The organism is Streptomyces sp. NPDC015144, assembly GCF_043079735.1.
In the GTDB taxonomy this organism is placed as follows: Bacteria; Actinomycetota; Actinomycetes; order Streptomycetales; family Streptomycetaceae; genus Streptomyces.
Window position 1 is genome coordinate 48,738 of record NZ_JBIBUU010000031.1, and the last position, 17,626, is coordinate 66,363.

The 17,626-nt window shown below is 70.6% G+C and carries 14 protein-coding genes; 4 read left to right on the forward strand and 10 right to left on the reverse strand.

Features of this window, described 5'->3' with window-relative positions:
• Window positions 1–20 precede the first annotated feature (20 nt).
• Genes iolD through iolC form a run of 3 tightly spaced genes read right to left on the reverse strand, consistent with a single transcriptional unit; the run spans window position 21 to window position 3,804 of the window.
• Window positions 21–1,910, reverse strand: coding sequence for a 3D-(3,5/4)-trihydroxycyclohexane-1,2-dione acylhydrolase (decyclizing) (gene iolD, locus ACF08W_RS33275; protein WP_392281577.1), 1,890 nt, complete (start codon window positions 1,908–1,910; stop codon window positions 21–23).
• Entirely contained in the window at window positions 1,907–2,794 is an 888-nt protein-coding gene (iolB, locus tag ACF08W_RS33280) for a 5-deoxy-glucuronate isomerase (RefSeq protein ID WP_352275440.1), read from the reverse strand. Before iolB ends, iolD begins: the two co-directional genes overlap by 4 nt.
• The gene (gene iolC / locus ACF08W_RS33285) at window positions 2,791–3,804 is read right to left on the reverse strand and encodes a 5-dehydro-2-deoxygluconokinase (protein ID WP_392281578.1); all 1,014 of its coding nucleotides are present in this window, start codon (window positions 3,802–3,804) and stop codon (window positions 2,791–2,793) included. Before iolC ends, iolB begins: the two co-directional genes overlap by 4 nt.
• A gap of 180 nt (window positions 3,805–3,984) precedes the next feature.
• Here iolC and ACF08W_RS33290 point away from each other — a divergent pair, with 180 nt between their 5' ends.
• The 4 genes from ACF08W_RS33290 (at window position 3,985) to ACF08W_RS33305 (ending at window position 8,916) form a co-directional block, all read left to right on the forward strand.
• Complete coding sequence (locus tag ACF08W_RS33290) at window positions 3,985–4,893, forward strand: sugar phosphate isomerase/epimerase family protein (RefSeq protein ID WP_392281579.1); 909 nt, start codon at window positions 3,985–3,987, stop codon at window positions 4,891–4,893.
• A gap of 294 nt (window positions 4,894–5,187) precedes the next feature.
• Window positions 5,188–6,075: a PrsW family intramembrane metalloprotease gene (locus ACF08W_RS33295; protein ID WP_385210397.1), complete on the forward strand. Its 888-nt coding sequence runs from the start codon at window positions 5,188–5,190 to the stop codon at window positions 6,073–6,075.
• Between the two features lie 88 nt (window positions 6,076–6,163).
• Window positions 6,164–6,472: a heavy-metal-associated domain-containing protein gene (locus ACF08W_RS33300; protein ID WP_385210252.1), complete on the forward strand. Its 309-nt coding sequence runs from the start codon at window positions 6,164–6,166 to the stop codon at window positions 6,470–6,472.
• 155 nt (window positions 6,473–6,627) lie between these two features.
• Window positions 6,628–8,916, forward strand: coding sequence for a heavy metal translocating P-type ATPase (locus ACF08W_RS33305; RefSeq protein ID WP_392281580.1), 2,289 nt, complete (start codon window positions 6,628–6,630; stop codon window positions 8,914–8,916).
• Between the two features lie 588 nt (window positions 8,917–9,504).
• Here ACF08W_RS33305 and ACF08W_RS33310 read toward each other — a convergent pair.
• The 7 genes from ACF08W_RS33310 to ACF08W_RS33340 form a co-directional block, all read right to left on the reverse strand.
• A complete protein-coding gene (locus ACF08W_RS33310; RefSeq protein WP_352273904.1) occupies window positions 9,505–10,794 on the reverse strand; it encodes a citrate synthase in 1,290 nt (429 codons plus the stop codon).
• A 195-nt stretch (window positions 10,795–10,989) separates the two neighbouring features.
• Window positions 10,990–13,233 (reverse strand): ATP-dependent RecD-like DNA helicase, encoded by a 2,244-nt coding sequence (locus ACF08W_RS33315; RefSeq protein ID WP_385210394.1) that lies wholly within the window; start codon window positions 13,231–13,233, stop codon window positions 10,990–10,992.
• A gap of 103 nt (window positions 13,234–13,336) precedes the next feature.
• Window positions 13,337–14,641, reverse strand: a complete 1,305-nt coding sequence (locus ACF08W_RS33320; protein ID WP_392281581.1) for an alpha/beta hydrolase — start codon at window positions 14,639–14,641, stop codon at window positions 13,337–13,339.
• 180 nt (window positions 14,642–14,821) lie between these two features.
• The gene (locus ACF08W_RS33325; RefSeq protein WP_392281582.1) at window positions 14,822–15,112 is read right to left on the reverse strand and encodes a hypothetical protein; all 291 of its coding nucleotides are present in this window, start codon (window positions 15,110–15,112) and stop codon (window positions 14,822–14,824) included.
• 17 nt (window positions 15,113–15,129) lie between these two features.
• Window positions 15,130–15,516: a YwqJ-related putative deaminase gene (locus ACF08W_RS33330; protein WP_392281583.1), complete on the reverse strand. Its 387-nt coding sequence runs from the start codon at window positions 15,514–15,516 to the stop codon at window positions 15,130–15,132.
• Window positions 15,509–15,985 (reverse strand): SUKH-3 domain-containing protein, encoded by a 477-nt coding sequence (locus tag ACF08W_RS33335; protein ID WP_392281584.1) that lies wholly within the window; start codon window positions 15,983–15,985, stop codon window positions 15,509–15,511. Before ACF08W_RS33335 ends, ACF08W_RS33330 begins: the two co-directional genes overlap by 8 nt.
• Before the next feature lie 30 nt (window positions 15,986–16,015).
• The coding region (locus tag ACF08W_RS33340) for a YwqJ-related putative deaminase (RefSeq protein WP_392281585.1) at window positions 16,016–17,626 on the reverse strand (1,611 nt) is incomplete at its 5' end.

Here is a 17,626-nt window from a genome sequence, read left to right on the forward strand (position 1 = left end):
GTACTCCTTCAATGGCGTCTTCAGAGGTGGTGGCGACGGTCGGCGACGTGGCGGTCGTACTCTTCCCGGGCTTTCAGGGCCGACGGCCGGGTGGCCGTCTCCGCTACGGGAACATCCCACCACGCCTGTGCCGGAGGGGGGCCCGACAGAGTGTCTGCCGTTTCGGTCTCGACGTAGACACAAGTGGGGCGGTCCGACGATCGGGCCTCGGCCAGGGCTTCGCGCAGGTCACGCACGGTTTCGGCGCGCAGGACCCGCATCCCGAGGGAGGCGGCGTTGGCCGCGAGATCGATGGGCAGCGGCTCCCCGGTGAACGTTCCGTCGGGGGCCCGCATCCGGTACGCGGTGCCCAGGCGTTCGGCTCCGACCTGCGCGGACAGCCCGCCGATGGAGGCGTAGCCGTGGTTCTGGAGGACGACCAGCTTCACCGGGAGCTCCCGCTGCACGGCGGTGACGATCTCGGTCGGGTTCATGAGGTACGTGCCGTCGCCGACCAGCGCCCAGACGGGGCGGCCGGGGGCGGCGAGCTGGACGCCGATCGCGGCCGGGATCTCGTAGCCCATGCAGGAGTAGCCGTACTCCACGTGGTACTGGTCCGGGGAGCGGGCCCGCCACAGCCTGTGCAGGTCGCCGGGGAGCGATCCGGCCGCGTTGATCAGGATGTCGTCGCCGGTGACCAGGGCGTCGAGGGCGCCGACGACCTGGGCCTGGGTGGGGCGGGCGGCCGGGTCGGGGGCGGCGAACGCGGCGGTGACGCGCCGCTCCCACGCCTCCTTGGCGGCGGTGTACTCGCGTACGTGGGCGGGGGCGACGCGGTGGCGGGTGGTTTCCGTCAGGGCTGCGGTGAGGGCTTCGAGGGCGGTGCGGGCGTCGGCGACCAGCGGGAGCGCGCCGAGTTTGTGGGCGTCGAAGCCGGTGATGTTGAGGTTGAGGAAGCGGACGTCCGGGTGGGCGAAGAGGGTGCCGGATGCGGTGGTGAAGTCGGTGTAGCGGGTGCCGACGCCGATGACCAGGTCGGCGGTGCGGGCCAGGGCGTCGGCGGTCGCGGTGCCGGTGTGGCCGATGCCGCCCACCTCGGCGGGGTGGTCGTGGCACAGGACGCCCTTGCCCGCCTGGGTGGTGGCGACGGGGATGCCGGTGGCGTCGGCGAGGGCGGCCAGTGCTTCCTCGGCCCCGCTGTGCCGGACGCCGCCGCCCGCCACGATCAGTGGCCGCCGGGCCGCGCGCACCGCCCGGACCGCGCGGTCGAGTTCGCCGGGGTCCGGGGCGGGTCGGCGTACGTACCAGACGCGTTCGGCGAAGAACTCCCGCGGCCAGTCGTACGCCTGGGCCTGCACGTCCTGCGGCAGCGCGAGGGTCACGGCGCCGGTCAGGGCCGGGTCGGTCAGGGTCCGTACGGCCTGGAGGGCGGCCGGGACGAGCGCCTCGGGGCGGGTGATCCGGTCGAAGTAGCGGGAGACCGGGCGCAGGCAGTCGTTGACGGTGACGTCGCCCGCGGCCGGGACCTCGATCTGCTGGAGCACCGGGTCGGCGGGCCGGGCGGCGAAGGTGTCGCCGGGCAGCAGGAGGACCGGGAGGTGGTTGACGGTGGCGAGGGCGGCGCCGGTGACGAGGTTGGTGGCGCCGGGGCCGATGGAGGTGGTGACGGCGTGGGCGGAGAGCCGCCCGGACTGGCGGGCGTAGCCGACCGCCGCGTGCACCATGGCCTGTTCGTTGCGGCCCTGGAGGTAGGGCATCTCGGCGGCGGACTCGACGAGCGCCTGGCCGATCCCGGCGACGTTGCCGTGGCCGAAGATGCCCCAGACGGCGGGGATCAGCCGCTGTCGGCGGCCGTCGCGCTCGGTGTACTGGCGGGCCAGGAAGGCCACCAGGGCCTGGGCGGTGGTGAGCCTGCGGGTGCCGGTCGTCATGGGCGTGCCTCGGGGCGGTGGAGGGGGAGCCGGGGATCGACCGGCTGGTGGGGCCAGGTGTCGCGGATCCAGCGGTGGTCCGGGTGGTCGGTGATCAGCCATTCCCGCTGCTCCCCCGGTCCGGCCATCACATTGAGGTAGTAGAGGGTGCGCCCCGGGGAGGCGATGGAGGGGCCGTGCCAGCCGTCCGGGATCAGGACCGCGTCGCCGGAGCGGACCTCGGCGAGCAGATCCGTTCCGCCGGGCCGGGAGGGCGAGACCCGGTGGTAGCCGAGACCGTCGTGCTCCACCTCGAAGTAGTAGATCTCCTCCAGGACGGACTCGGCGCCGGGGCGGTGCTCGTCGTGCTTGTGCGGCGGGTAGGACGACCAATTGCCACCGGGGGTGAGGACCTCCACGGCGATCAGCCGGTCGCACGCGAACGTGTCGGCGGCGGCGAAGTTGTTGACCTGCCGGGAGCAGTTCCCGGCGCCGCGCAGTTCGACGGGAACCTCCGGCGCGGGGCCGTAGCGAGCGGGGAGTCGTCGCTCGCACTTCGCTCCTGCCAGGGCGAAGCGGCCTCCGGCGCCGGAGGCGATCTGTGCATGGGCGTCGCGGGGTACATAGGCGAAGTCGGACACGCCGCTGAACACGCTTTCCCGGCCCAGTAGTTCAAAGATCTCACCTGAGGTACGCACCGTACAGCCACCGGTCAGCGGCAGCACGATCCACTCGCTGTCCCCGGTGTCGAAGGTGTGGACACCGCCGGGGCCGAGCTCCAGTACGCGCAGGGCGGAGCGGTCCCAGCCGGCCCGTTCCGGGTCGATGTCCAGGGCGTACGCGCCGCGCGCCGCGCTCCCGGCGGGCAGGTGGTGGCGGTGGCCGGTGCGGCCGTCGGTCGTCATGCCCGGCTCTCCTCGTTCGTCGCGGTCCGGTTGCTCTCCCCCCGCTGCGCGCTCTTCTCGTTCTCGCGGAGCGCCACCTCGATCTCGTGCGGGAACGGCATGGCGGACGAGCAGGCGAGCCGGGCGGCGACGAGGGCGCCCGCCGCGTTCGCGTACCGCATGACGCGCCCGGTGGGCCAGCCCGCGAGGAGTCCGTGGCAGAGCGCCCCGCCGAAGGCGTCGCCCGCGCCGAGGCCGTTGACCACCTCGACCGGCAGCGCCGGGACCCGGGTGGCCGTGCCGTCGCGGTGGACGGCGAGGACGCCCTCGGGGCCCTGTTTGACGACGGCGAGTTCGGCGCCCGCGTCGAGCAGGGCACGGGCCGCCGCGTACGGTTCGCGCTCACCGGTCGCGATCTCGCACTCGTCCACGTTGCCCACGGCGACGGTGGCCAGGGCGAGGGCGCGGCGGTAGAGGGGCCCGGGGTCGGCGTCCCGCGCGGGGTCCCAGAACATCGGGCGCCAGTCCAGGTCGAGGACGGTGATGCCGGAGCGGTCGCGGGCGGCCAGGGCGGCGAGGGTGGCGGAGCGGCTCGGCTCGGCGCAGAGGCCGGTGCCGGTCGCCCAGAAGACCCGGGCGGCCCGGATCGCCGCGAGGTCCAGCTCGGCGGGGTGGATCTCCAGGTCGGGGGCCTTGGGCTGCCGGTAGAAGTAGAGCGGGAAGTCGTCGGGCGGGAAGAGTTCGCAGAAGGTGACCGGTGTCGGGTACGCGTCGACCGGCGTCACCCACCGGTCGTCGACCCCGAACTCCCGTAGCTGTTCGTGGAGATACCTCCCGAAGGGGTCGCGTCCGGTACGCGTCACCACCGCCGTCCGCCGGCCGAGCCGGGCCGCCGCGACGGCGACGTTGGACGGTGAACCGCCGAGGAACTTCCCGAAGGTCTCGACCCGGGACAGGGGCAGACCGGTCTGGAGCGGGTAGAGATCCACACCGATACGGCCCATGGTGATGACGTCGTACCGATCAGACATGCCCATCCCTCCGACACCGCCTCTCGTTCCTCGGCCCTCGCCCCTCGTCTCCCCCACCTCGTCCACCGTCCCGGCGGACCGCCCCAAGATCTAGCCCGCCCCCGCCCCCCTGTCAATGCTTTGTCCGGACATACGGACCAATGATTGACACTCGGTCACCGTGCCGTAACCCTGGACCGCATGACCTCCTCCGCAGCGGCCCCGTCCCGTATCCGCATCGGTTCGGCCCCCGACTCCTGGGGGGTCTGGTTCCCCGACGATCCGAAGCAGGTGCCCTGGCGGCGCTTCCTCGACGAGGTCGCGGAGGCGGGTTACGAGTGGATCGAGCTGGGTCCGTACGGCTATCTCCCGACCGATCCGGCCCGGCTCGCCGAGGAGACCGGACGGCGCGGGCTCTCGGTCTCGGCGGGGACGGTCTTCACCGGATTGCACCACGGACCGGGCGTCTGGGACCGGACCTGGGCGCATGTCGCCCGGATCGCGGCACTCACCCGGTCGACGGGGGCCGGGCACCTGGTCGTCATCCCCGCGTTCTGGCGCGACGACAGGACCGGCGAGGTGCTGGAGGATCGGGAGCTCACCGCCGGGCAGTGGCGCGATCTCACCGCACAGACGGAGCGGCTGGCCCGCGAGGTGCGGGACCGCTTCGGACTGCGCGTCGTCGTCCATCCGCACGCGGACACGCACATCGACACCGAGGAGAACGTCGCCCGCTTCCTCCACTCCACCGACCCCGACCTGGTCTCGCTCTGCCTGGACACCGGGCACTACGCCTACTGCGGCGGCGACAGCGTGAAGCTGATCGAGACGTACGGCGAACGGATCGGCTACCTCCACCTCAAGCAGGTCGACCCGGAGATCCTGGCCGGTGTGGTGGCGGACGGGGTGCCGTTCGGACCGGCCGTGGCGCGCGGCGTGATGTGCGAGCCGCCGGGCGGCGTGCCCGCGCTGGAGCCGGTGCTGGCCGCCGCCCGGGGGCTGGACGTGGACCTCTTCGCCATCGTCGAACAGGACATGTACCCCTGTCCGCCCGACCGGCCCCTCCCCATCGCCCGCCGCACCCGCGCGTTCCTGCGCACCTGCGGCTGAGGACTGTCCTGGAGGACGGACCTTTCGCCACCGTCTCCCTCACCCCGCATGCCGCACCGCAGCCCTCGCCATAGGATGCGGACAAATCGGGGGATACGCGCCCATCGCGAGGGAGTCCGAGTGAACTGGCCCAGCGACCCCGGCCGCCGACCGCCCACCGGAGCCCCCGGATGGCAGTCACCGCCCACCGAGCCCCCTCCCGGATGGCGGTCCCCACCCACCGGAGCGCCCGGCCGGCAGCCGCCGCCCGCCGGTCACCGGGGGCCACCCGGGCCCGCGCAGCCGCGTCGCGGCCTGTGGAAGCGGTGCCTGTGGGGCGGCATCCTCCTGTGGCTGCTGACCGCGATCGTCACGTACACCACCCGGAACACCAATCTGCTGCCGACGCTCATCCTGCTCGGCAGCTTCCTGGTCCCGGCCGTCTTCGTCCTGTGGGCGTACGAGCGGCACGGCCGGGACCTGGGCGCCCCGCTGATCCTCGGCTGCTCGCTGACCGGCGGCATCCTGGGCGTGCTGGGCGCCTCGGTCGCGGAGTCGTATCTGCTGCACCCCTCGGTCTGGATCTTCCTGGGGGTCGGCCTGATCGAGGAGGCGGTGAAGCTCCTGGCCCTGATGTTCGTGCTCCGCCGCCATCCCGAGGTGCGCGGCATGCGGGCCGGGCTGGTGCTCGGCGCGGCGGTCGGGTTCGGCTTCGCCGCCTTCGAGAGCGCGGGGTACGCCTTCAACGCGGCCGTCACGATGCAGGGCATCGACCTGCGGGCCCTGCTGGAGACCGAGGTGCTGCGCGGGGTGCTGGCCCCCTTCGGGCACGGGCTCTGGACCGCGATCGCCGGTGGCGTGCTGCTCTCCTACCGGAGGCCGAACGGGCGGTTCCGCCTCGCCGCGCCGGTGATCGGCGCCTACCTCGGCGTCTCCGTCCTGCACGCTCTCTGGGACTCGATGCACGGGATCGCGCTCTGGCTGGTCCTCCGGCTCACCGACACCAACCTGAGCCGCGACCTGTTCGCACAGGGCTACCTCCCGACCCCCACCACCCAGCAGCAGCATCTGTTCACCCTCTTCTCGGTGGGCGGGATCGTGGTCATCACACTGATCGCGCTGGCCTGGCTGAGATCGCTGGCACACAGCGCGCGCGGCACCGGAACAAATGGACGGCAGGAGACTCGCATTCATACCCCCTAGGGGTATACAGTGGAGCACGTCGGAACGCACCGGGTCTCCCGGGGCTCCGGCGACGCACACCTACCTGCCCGCCGAAGAGGAGAAGACCATGACCGCCGAGACCCAGCTCCCCCAGGCCAACGGCTCCTGCTGCACGCCGAACGGCTCCTGCCACAGCGACGCGGACGCCGGTACGCAGTCGGGCGGCGTGACCACCGTCTACCAGGTGTCCGGCATGACCTGCGGCCACTGCGAGGGCGCCGTCTCCGAGGAGATCTCCGGCATCGAGGGTGTCACCTCGGTGAAGGCCGTGGCCTCCACGGGCCGGGTGACCGTCGTCTCCGCGGCCCCGCTGGCCGAGGACGCGGTGCGCGCCGCGGTCGACGAGGCCGGTTACGAGCTCGTCGGACTCGCCTGAGCACCCCCGCGCCACGGGTGCGTCCGCCACGTCCGCGACGCCCCTCCCCCAGCCGGGCCGGACCCGCCAGCAGATACTGGTAGGGCACGGCCCGGTCGGCGTTCTCGGAGTTGTCGGCGCCCCCGGAACTGTCGGCGTCTGGAGAGTCACGGAACATGCACAGCACCACGGAGGCCGGGACCCGCGCCCCGGAGGACTCGACCACGGAACTCGCGATCGGCGGCATGACCTGCGCCTCCTGCGCGGCCCGGATCGAGAAGAAGCTCAACCGGATGGACGGCGTCACCGCCACCGTCAACTACGCCACCGAGAAGGCCAAGGTCAGCTACCGGGGCGAGGACGTCTCCGTACAGGACCTGATCGCCACCGTCGAGAAGACCGGCTACACCGCGCAGGAGCCCGCTCCCCCGGCCCCCACCGCCCCGGCGGACGCGGCCGAGGGCGACACGGCGGGGGCGGACGTCCAGGACGACGGCTCCGCCGACGCGCTGCGGCAGCGACTGACCGTCTCGGCCGTGCTGGCGGTCCCCGTCGTCCTGCTGGCGATGGTCCCGCCCCTCCAGTTCGACTACTGGCAGTGGCTCTCGCTGACCCTCGCCGCCCCGGTCGTGGTCTGGGGCGGGCTGCCGTTCCACCGCGCGACCTGGGCCAACCTCCGGCACGGCGCGGCCACCATGGACACCCTGGTCTCACTCGGCACGCTGGCCGCCTTCGGCTGGTCGCTGTGGGCCCTCTTCCTCGGGGACGCGGGCCTGCCGGGCATGCGGCACGGCTTCGACTTCACCGTCCGGCACACCGGCGACACGTCCACCATCTATCTGGAGGTCGCGGCCGGGGTCGTCACCTTCCTCCTGCTGGGCCGCTGGCTGGAGGCCCGCTCCAAGCGGAAGGCCGGTTCCGCGCTCCGGGCGCTGATGCACCTGGGCGCGAAGGAGGTGTCGGTCCTCCGGGACGGTACGGAGGTACGCGTCCCGGTCGCCCGGCTCGCCGTGGGCGACCGTTTCGTGGTCCGGCCCGGCGAGAAGATCGCCACGGACGGCACCGTTGTCGAGGGCGCCTCGGCCGTGGACACCTCCATGCTGACCGGCGAGTCCGTACCCGTCGAGACCGGCGTCGGCGACCCCGTCACGGGCGCCACCGTGAACACCTCCGGCCGGCTCGTCGTCGAGGCGACCCGGGTCGGCGCCGACACCCGGCTCGCCCGGATGGCCAAGCTCGTCGAGGACGCCCAGAGCGGCAAGGCGGAGGTGCAGCGCCTCGCGGACCGGGTCTCCGCGGTCTTCGTCCCGGTGGTGCTGGTGATCTCGCTGGGCACCCTGGCCGCGTGGCTGCTGACCACGGGCGAGGTGACGGCCGCGTTCACCGCCGCCGTGGCCGTGCTGATCATCGCCTGCCCCTGCGCCCTGGGCCTCGCCACCCCGACCGCCCTCATGGTCGGCACCGGACGCGGCGCCCAGCTCGGCATCCTCATCAAGGGCCCCGAAGTCCTGGAGACCACCCGCCGCGTCGACACCATCGTCCTCGACAAGACCGGCACCGTCACCACCGGCCGCATGACCCTCCTCGACGTCCACACCACCGGCACCACCACCGAGAACGAGGTCCTCCGCCTCGCCGGAGCCCTCGAACACTCCTCGGAACACCCCATCGCCCAGGCCGTCGCCACCGGAGCCACCGACCGCACCGGCACCACCCTCCCCACCCCCGAGGACTTCGCCAACGTCCCCGGACTCGGCGTCCAGGGCATCGTCGACGGCCACGCCGTCCTCGTCGGCCGCGAACAACTCCTCGCCCAGTGGGAGATCCACCTCCCCGTGGAACTCGCCCGACTCAAGGCAGCCGCCGAGACCGCCGGCCGGACCGCCATCACCGTCGCCTGGGACGGCGAGGCACGAGCCGTCCTGGAGGTCGCCGACAAGATCAAGGACACCAGCGCCGAGGCCGTCGCCGAGCTGCGCGCGCTCGGCCTCCACCCCGTCCTGCTGACCGGTGACAACCGCACGGCCGCCGAGGCCGTGGCCCGCGCCGTGGGGGTCGAGGAGGTGTACGCCGAGGTGCTGCCCGAGGAGAAGGTGCACGTCATCGAGCGTCTTCAGGCCGAGGGCCGCTCGGTCGCCATGGTCGGGGACGGGGTCAACGACGCCGCCGCCCTCGCCACCGCCGACCTGGGCCTGGCCATGGGAACCGGCACGGACGCCGCGATCGAGGCGAGCGATCTCACCCTGGTTCGTGGAGATCTCAAGGTGGCCGCCGACGCGATCCGGCTGTCCAGGCGCACCCTGACCACCATCAGGGGCAATCTCCTCTGGGCTTTCGGCTATAACGTGACCGCCCTACCCCTTGCGGCGTTTGGGCTGCTCAACCCTATGATTGCCGGAGCGGCGATGGCCTTCTCTTCGGTCTTCGTCGTGACGAACAGCCTGCGGTTGCGCGCCTTCACGTAATTTCCACAAAGAGATCCAGATCACATGGATTTCCAGGTAACCATCCGGCGGGCTCGTGAGTCTAAGAGGGCGATGCCAAGGATGTCTTGGGGGACGTCCGCGGAGTGTCTTGGGGGACGCTCCGGGCAAGCGTTTGGCCGGGGCACGTGCACCGGGGAGCTTTGAGCGGCCCTCCCGTACGTACGTACCCCGGCAGATCGCAGCAGGACCAGAGCACGACACAACAGAAGAGATGCGCAGCCCACAGCGGCTGCGCGGCGCTCAGGAGCTACGGCTCCCACAGACGCCCGGCCGGATCCCGTGGGGGGAATCCGCTCCGGGACATGGGAAGCGCCTCGCTGTCGGCCCGTGGGGGGATCGACGACGAGGCGCTTCTCTCTGTTCGGAGACGAGCGGTACGGACCCGACGGGTACGGACACGACCGGTACGGACCCGGAAGGTTCGGGCGCGACCGGGTCGGGCGCCCCCTCCGAAGCCGTCGCGGCACGCAAATCGCCCCGGACACCGCGCTCTGTGCGAAAGCGCGGTACGCGGGGCGAAGTCGACCGGCCTCGGTGGCCGGGGTCGTGCAGGGGGTCTCAGGCGGTTCAGCGGCCCTCGACCGGGACGAAGTCGCGCAGGACCTCGCCGGTGTAGATCTGGCGCGGGCGGCCGATGCGGGAACCCGGCTCCTTGATCATCTCGTGCCACTGGGCGATCCAGCCGGGAAGGCGGCCGAGCGCGAAGAGCACGGTGAACATCTCGGTCGGGAAGCCCATGGCCCGGTAGATCAGACCGGTGTAGAAGTCCACGTTCGGGTAGAGGTTGCGCGCGATGAAGTACTCGTCGCTCAGCGCGTGCTCTTCCAGCTTCAGCGCGATGTCGAGCAGCTCGTCGGACTTGCCGAGCGCGGACAGCACGTCGTGGGCGGCGGCCTTGATGATCTTGGCGCGCGGGTCGAAGGACTTGTAGACCCGGTGGCCGAAGCCCATCAGCCGGACGCCGTCCTCCTTGTTCTTCACCTTGCGGATGAAGGAGTCGACGTCGCCGCCGTTGGCCTGGATGCCCTCGAGCATCTCCAGCACCGACTGGTTGGCGCCACCGTGCAGGGGGCCCCAGAGCGCCGAGATGCCGGCGGAGATCGAGGCGAACATGTTCGCCTGCGAGGAGCCGACCAGGCGCACGGTGGAGGTCGAACAGTTCTGCTCGTGGTCCGCGTGCAGGATCAGCAGCTTGTCGAGCGCGGAGACCACGACCGGGTCCAGCTCGTACTCCTGGGCCGGGACCGAGAAGGTCATGCGCAGGAAGTTCTCGACGTACCCGAGGTCGTTGCGCGGGTAGACGAAGGGGTGGCCGATCGACTTCTTGTAGGCGTACGCCGCGATCGTCGGCAGCTTGGCCAGCAGCCGGATCGTCGAGAGGTGGCGCTGCTCCTCGTCGAACGGGTTGTGGCTGTCCTGGTAGAACGTGGACAGCGCGCTGACGACCGAGGACAGCATGGCCATCGGGTGGGCGTCACGGGGGAAGCCGTCGAAGAAGCGCTTGACGTCCTCGTGCAGCAGGGTGTGCTGCGTGATCTCGTTCTTGAAGGTCGCCAGCTCGTCGACCTTGGGAAGCTCGCCGTTGATCAGCGTGTACGCGACCTCCAGGAACGTCGAGCGCTCGGCGAGCTGCTCGATGGGGTAGCCGCGGTAGCGCAGAATGCCCTGCTCACCGTCGAGGTAAGTGATGGCGGATTTATAGGCCGCGGTGTTGCCGTATCCGCTGTCCAGTGTCACCAGACCGGTATTGGCCCGGAGCTTCCCGATGTCGAAGCCCTTGTCGCCGACGGTGCTGTCGATCACCGGGTAGGTGTACTCGCCGTCGCCGTACCGCAGTACTACAGAGTTGTCGCTCACGTCATCCCTCACCGACGTAGTGCCTCTTCCGAGGTTCCCTGACTGTCTTCACCCTCCCCCATTTGGCGCAGGAGAGTGCACTCGGGGTCGTCCATTGGACCTACTCGCGGCACTGAGTGCCGCGAGCCTACTCATCCTGCCCCTTCGGTTCCGGTTCCGGAAGGGCCGCGTGATGTTTCCCACCGATTTGATCGATCATTTTATCTCCCGGCCTTCCGCCGATCCTCCGCCGGATCCCCCGGACAGCCGGTAATCCAGCGCCGTACAGCGCCTGCCCGCGGAAACCGTGCGGACCGCCTGGCCGATCGCCTGACGCGAACCGACCAGCACGACAAGCTTTTTGGCCCGGGTCACGGCGGTGTAGAGGAGGTTGCGCTGGAGCATCATCCAGGCACTCTTGGTGACGGGGATGACGACGGCCGGGTACTCGCTGCCCTGGGAGCGGTGGATCGTCATGGCGTACGCGTGGGACAGCTCGTCCAGCTCGTCGAAGTCGTAGTCGATCTCCTCGTCCTCGTCGGTGCGCACGGTCAGCTTCTGTTCGTCCGGGTCGAGGGCGGTGACGATGCCGACCGTGCCGTTGAAGACGCCGTTCTCGCCCTTGTCGTAGTTGTTGCGGATCTGGGTGACCTTGTCGCCGACCCGGAAGACCCGGCCGCCGAACCGCTTCTCGGGGACGTCCGGGCGGCCCGGGGTGACGGCCTGCTGGAGGAGCCCGTTGAGCACCCCGGCCCCGGCCGGGCCCCGGTGCATCGGGGCGAGGACCTGCACGTCGCGCCGGGCGTCGAGCCCGAACTTGGCGGGGATCCGGCGGGCCGCGACGTCCACCGCGAGCTTGCCCGCGTCCTCCGTCTCGTCCTCCACGAAGAGGAAGAAGTCCTTGAGCCCCTGGGTCAGCGGCGGCACCCCGGAGTTGATCCGATGCGCGTTGGTGACGACGCCGGACTGCTGGGCCTGGCGGAAGATCGTGGTCAGCCGGACGGCGGGGACGGGGCTGCCGTCGGCGAGCAGGTCCCGCAGCACCTCCCCCGCCCCGACCGACGGCAGCTGGTCGACGTCCCCGACGAGCAGCAGATGGGCACCTGGTGCCACCGCCTTCAGCAGCTTGTTGGCGAGCAGCAGATCCAGCATGGACGCCTCGTCCACCACGACCAGGTCCGCGTCGAGCGGGCGCTCCCGGTCGTACGCGGCGTCGCCGCCCGGCTTCAGCTCCAGCAGCCGGTGCACGGTGGATGCCTCGGCGCCGGTCAGCTCGGAGAGCCGCTTGGCCGCCCGGCCGGTCGGCGCGGCCAGCACCACCTTGGCCTTCCTGGCCCGCGCCAGCTCCACGATGGACCGGACGGTGAACGACTTCCCGCAGCCGGGCCCGCCGGTCAGCACCGCGACCTTCCGGCTGAGCGCGAGCCGCACCGCCGCCTCCTGCTCCGGCGCCAGCTCCGCCCCCGTACGCCCCTTCAGCCAGGTCAGCGCCCTGTCCCAGTCCACGTCCACGAAGGCCGGCAGCCGCTCCTCGGGCGTCCGCAGCAGCCGCCCCACCTGTGCGGCGAGAGCCACCTCGGCGCGGTGGAACGGCACCAGGTAGATCGCCGTGACCAGCTCGCCGCCCTCCGGCGAGGGCACCTTCTCCCGTACGACGCCCTCCGGGTCCTCCGCCAGCTCGGCCAGGCACTCGATGACCAGCCCGGTGTCGACCTGGAGCAGCTTCACCCCGTCCGCGATCAGCCGCTCCTCGGGGAGGAAGCAGTGCCCCTGGTCGGTGGATTGCGACAGCGCGTACTGCAATCCCGCCTTGACCCGCTCCGGGCTGTCGTGCGGGATGCCGACCGCCTGGGCGATCTTGTCGGCGGTGAGGAAGCCGATGCCCCAGACGTCGGCGGCCAGTCGGTAGGGCTCGTTCTTCACGACGGAGATCGAGGCGTTCTCGTACTTCTTGTAGATGCGGACGGCGATGGAGGTGGAGACGCCGACGCCCTGGAGGAAGACCATCACCTCCTTGATCGCCTTCTGCTCCTCCCAGGCCGCGGCGATCATCTTCGTCCGCTTCGGGCCGAGGCCGGGCACCTCGATCAGGCGCTCGGGCTTCTGCTCGATGATGTCGAGGGTGTCGACGCCGAAGTGGGTGGTGATCCGGTCCGCCATGACCGGGCCGATGCCCTTGATCAGGCCGGAACCGAGGTAACGGCGGATGCCCTGGACGGTGGCGGGCAGGATCGTCGTGTAGTTCTCCACGACGAACTGCTTGCCGTACTGGGAGTGCGACCCCCAGCGCCCCTCCATCCGCAGCGACTCCCCCGGCTGCGCCCCGAGCAGCGAACCGACCACCGTCAGCAGGTCGTTCGCCCCGCGGCCGGTGTCGACGCGGGCGACCGTGTACCCGTTCTCCTCGTTGGCGTACGTGATGCGCTCCAGCACACCTTCGAGGACGGCGAGGTTGGGCAGGGTGGACATGGAACCGACGGTACCGGCCCGCACCGACAGCCCGGCGCGGGCTCCCTCCCCGGTACGGGCTCCCCGGTACGGCTTCTCCGGTAGTACGGGCTCCTCAGTGCGGCTTCACGTACTCCACCCGCACCACGTCCGGCACCCCGGGCAGCTTCTTCCGGCCGGTCAGGAGGGCCTGGGCCGAGGTGTCGTCCAGGAGGTACCGGCGGAAGAACGCCACGGTGTAGCCGGTGGCGATCCGGCGCTGGGCGGTCTCGCCGAGTGCCCGGTCCTGGCGGTCCGTGCCGTCCTGCGCGACGCACCGGCCGGGCCGGTCGCCGGGGATCGCGTCGTCCACCGCGGCCACCTGGCCGCTGCTCGGGGACCACTGGGTGTTGAAGTAGTCGTGGTTGCCACCGATGAGGGTGATGCCGTGCAGGGGCGCCTTGTTGTGCCCCTTGTTCCACTTCACGTACTCACCGGTGTTGACCTGGTCGCAGGTGCCCCACAGCACGGCCAGCGGGACCCGGGTGACCGGCTCGTTGTCCCAGGTGGCGGTGGGTGCGAGGCCGAGCGCCGCCTTCACCTCCACCCCGGCGGGCCAGTCGCCGTGCGCCTCGTCGGAGACCTGCTGCATCACGCCTCCGCCGCCCATGGAGTGGCCGAGGGTGCCGACGCGTCCCAGGTCCAGGCGGCCGGCGAATGCGGCACCACCGGACCGTCCGGTCGCCGGATCCTTGAGCTTCTTCCTCAACGGGCCCTTGCCAACGTCGAGTTGGCGCCACAGCTCCAGATGCCGGTTGATGAGGGCGGCCCGCGCCCGGTACACCGAGTCGGCCTGGCCGCCGCTGGTCGCGTTGATCCCGTTGGCGCCCATGGAGACGACCACGAAGCCCTCGCGGGCCAGGCTCTCGGCCAGGTACTCGTAACCGGCGCTGCTCGGCAGCGGCGGCACGCCCGCCCGGCAGGGCCAGGCCCAGAGCCGGTCGCTCATCGCTTCGATGATCTCCGTCTGTCGGGCCGCTCCGGCCTCGTCGCCCGCCTGCTCGGCCCGCTCCAGGGCCTTCTGCGCCCTGGTCAGCGCGGACTGGGCGGGCCGGTCCGCGCAGGTGGCCCACTGCCCGTGCTGCATGACGATCAACGGATGACGGCCGGCCGTGGGCCCCGGGGAGCCGGGCGCCTCGGGGTAGCGGACGACCGCGGCGATCTCGCTCTTCCCCTCGTACGGTGCCCCGGGCTCGAAGGCCAGGTCCCCGAGGTCGTACACCGCCCGCCCCACGGACACGGTCGCCGCGCCCGACTCCGTGGTGACGGCCCCGGCCTCGGCGGGCGCGGTCACCACGCCCGCGACGATCAGGGCCCCCGCAGCCAGCGCCGCCGTACCGGCCACCCGGCCGCCTCGCTTCTCCACCGACGTCACCGCCATACGCGGTCCAGCCTCCCAGGTCGTTCCGGTCGTTCCGGTTGTTCACGACCGACCACGACCGGGCGGATGCTGCTCCGCGCCCCGTGGACGGACGCCCCTACCCTGACCGGCACTTGTCAGAAATCTGTGAGCCCGGTGTCAGGGAATCCGTCCGCCCCGGCAGCGGATCCGCGTCCACCCTTACGAGGCCATGACCACGTGGAGCTTTCCGTCGCCGTCCCAGACGGTCGGGTTGTCGTAGGAGAAGCAGCCGTGCGAACTCAACTCGTCGGCGATCTTCTCGGTCTGCCGCCGCAGCTCGGCGGTCCGGTCCTCGGCGACGGCGTCCTGCCCGGTGCTGAAAGCGGCTGCCTCACCCTCCCGTTCCCCTCCGTACTCACCGGAACCGCCGTGCCGCTCGTCGGCGCCGCCGCGTACGGCGTCCGCCGCGCGACATCGGCGGTGATGGCGCGGGCGCGACGGCCACAACATCGTCGGGTCAGCGCCCGTCAGGCCATCACCTGCACGCCGAGCTTTCGCAGCAGCAGGCCGCAGACCTCGCACGGTTCCGTGGTCCTGCCATGATCGGGGTGCCCCTGGCCGCGGATCATCTTGGAGATGATCGCGGAGCCCGCGAAGTGCGGGGCGGCTTCGTCGAGCGTGGTCGTACGGCCGTCGCCGCGCGTGGTGTCGAGGGCCCACAACTGGTCGGACACCAGGGCGGATTCCGCGCAGCGGCCGGTGAACAGCTTGCGTACGTCGAGGGGCAGCGACTCGACGTACGACCGGACAGCGGGATGAAGATTGACCGCGCCTTCGCCGACCAGGCTCGTATGGCTGACGATCTGGCCACCGATGAGCAGGGAGGCGGCTACAGCGGGAAATTGCTTAGACAAAGTAGTCCTCCGCGTCCACCGGGGGCTCCCCGGCGAGAAGCCTGGAAAACGCATCCGCCTCATTCGATCCCATGTAGTACCCACCAGTGTGGTGGAGCTGGAAGAAACGACCGGATTCGTCGACCAGAATGATTCCATATTCGAGGGCATCGTACCCGACAGGGAAAAGCTCGGTGCCGAGCTCGAACGAAAGCTCCTTGATGTTCGCCGCGTCGCCGTCGTATCCGAATGTCGGGTCCATAATCCACCCTGATTCCGGGTCGACGGGATGGACCAGCCGCAGTTCGCCGTAGCTTCGGATGACGCGGACGGCGTCCGCCGTCGGAATCAGGGTGACCGAGTGCCGCTCGGCGTCCTCCAGTCGGATCTTGATGAACTCGTTGGCGCGGGCCCCGATGTCGCGCCCGGGAAACCAGCCGCACGAGGACAACCACTCGTGCACCTCGGGCGTCAGGATATCGTTGTTCACTACTTCTTTCCGTTTCACGACGAAGGATTTCTACGAGTGTACTCGAATTCCCAGTTGAGGCAGGACGTGCGAACAGGATCGACAGGGTGGCAGAAAATCATTGTGCCGACTGATCAGCTCACCGGTTTTCCGGGAATAGAGATCTCCGATTTGACGTGAATGCATTACGCCACCTTCCAGTTTTGCCTTCGCTTCACCAATGGTGCGAATCAGCTTGCCCGTCGGGTCCAGCTGGTGAAGTCGGTCACTGATCAGGGAGATCTCGGCACACTTGCCGTGACCGATCCCCTTCTCCTTACCGGCGGCCTTTAGCATGTCTTCGACATTCTTCAGGATCGTGCTGAGCACAGGATGCGCAATGGGAAGCTTCTGCCCATGCATCTTGGTCGTGCTGCTGTGCGCGGTGATCGTGTTGTCGTGCAAGAAACTTCCGGCGCATCCGGATTCAAGACGGTTCGAGCCGGGGGGCGACGCTCCGGCCGGGGCGTCGAGCGCATCGTCGGCGAGTGTGGAGGCTTCGTGCTCCAGCAGCGAAAGCTGTTCGCTCAGCGGCAGGTGTGAGACGTCCAGTGCCGGGCGCCGGTAGTGGCGCATCTTGTCGGCGCTCTGGCCGTGCCACTGCGGCTGGGGGTCGATCGGGTTGCCGTGCGGCACGTCGCCGGGGCCGTCCGGTCCATCAGGGCCGTCCGGTCCATCGGGGCCGTGCGGGGCGTCGGGGCCGTGCGGGGCGTCGTCGTGATGCGGCGGGGTGTCGTCGCCCGTGTGGTGCGGGGTGGTTTCGTCCGGGGCGTGGTGGGCGGCGTCGTCGGCGTGGCTGTTGGGTGTGTGGTCGCCGTTGTGGGGCGTGGTCGGGTCATTGTGGTGGGGTGTGGGCGGGTCATGGGGCCCGTTGGGGCCGCCGGGACCGTCGCCGGTGTTGTGGGTGCCGGGCGGTTCGTGGCCGGCGTTGGGGCCGTGGCCGAGGTCGTCGGCGCGGCCGCCGGGGAGGTTGTCGCCCGCGTGTCCGCCCGGAAGGTTGTCGCCGACGTGGCCCGTGGGCAGGTTGTCGCCGAGGTGGTTGCCGGGGAGGTTGTCGCCGAGGTGGACGGGGTCGCTGATGTCGCTGCCGAGGCGGACGACGTTGTCGCCCGTGTGGGCGCCGACGTGGGCGACGTTGTCCGCCGTGTTCGCCCCGACGCCGACCAGGGCCGGTTCCTTGGCCGGGCCGTTGGTGTGCGGGGTGGTCGAGTCGGTGTGCGGAGTGGTCGGGCCGTTGCCGTCCGTGTGCGGAATGGTGGGCGAGGGCTCCTTGGGGGCGTCGCCGGCGTGCTGGACGACCTTGCCGTCCTTGTCGAGGAGGTTCCCGTCGTGGTCGAAGTACTGGCCGGGATTGTCCGGAGCACTCGGGAGCTTGGTGGTGTTCTCCGGGATGACGGGGACGTCGTCGGGGAACTTGACGTTCCCGTCGGGGAGCTTGACGCCGCCCTCGGGGATCTTCGCCCCGTCGGGGAGGTGGAAGGTGCCGTCCGGCAGCATCGCCGTACCCTCGGGCAGGGTGATCGCGTTGTCCGGGAGTTTGGGGATCTCGATGTTGGAGATGCCCTTGAGGCCCTTGGTGATGTCACCGATCTTGGAGAGTCCGGAGCCGGCGCCCTTGGCGAT

Bases quoted from the DNA above. Each gene is read 5' to 3' on its own strand.
- iolD (WP_392281577.1), bottom strand. From the start codon at position 1,910: ATGACGACCGGCACCCGCAGGCTCACCACCGCCCAGGCCCTGGTGGCC.
- iolB (WP_352275440.1), bottom strand. From the start codon at position 2,794: ATGACGACCGACGGCCGCACCGGCCACCGCCACCACCTGCCCGCCGGG.
- iolC (WP_392281578.1), bottom strand. From the start codon at position 3,804: ATGTCTGATCGGTACGACGTCATCACCATGGGCCGTATCGGTGTGGAT.
- ACF08W_RS33290 (WP_392281579.1), top strand. From the start codon at position 3,985: ATGACCTCCTCCGCAGCGGCCCCGTCCCGTATCCGCATCGGTTCGGCC.
- ACF08W_RS33300 (WP_385210252.1), top strand. From the start codon at position 6,164: ATGACCGCCGAGACCCAGCTCCCCCAGGCCAACGGCTCCTGCTGCACG.
- ACF08W_RS33305 (WP_392281580.1), top strand. From the start codon at position 6,628: ATGCACAGCACCACGGAGGCCGGGACCCGCGCCCCGGAGGACTCGACC.
- ACF08W_RS33320 (WP_392281581.1), bottom strand. From the start codon at position 14,641: ATGGCGGTGACGTCGGTGGAGAAGCGAGGCGGCCGGGTGGCCGGTACG.
- ACF08W_RS33325 (WP_392281582.1), bottom strand. From the start codon at position 15,112: ATGTTGTGGCCGTCGCGCCCGCGCCATCACCGCCGATGTCGCGCGGCG.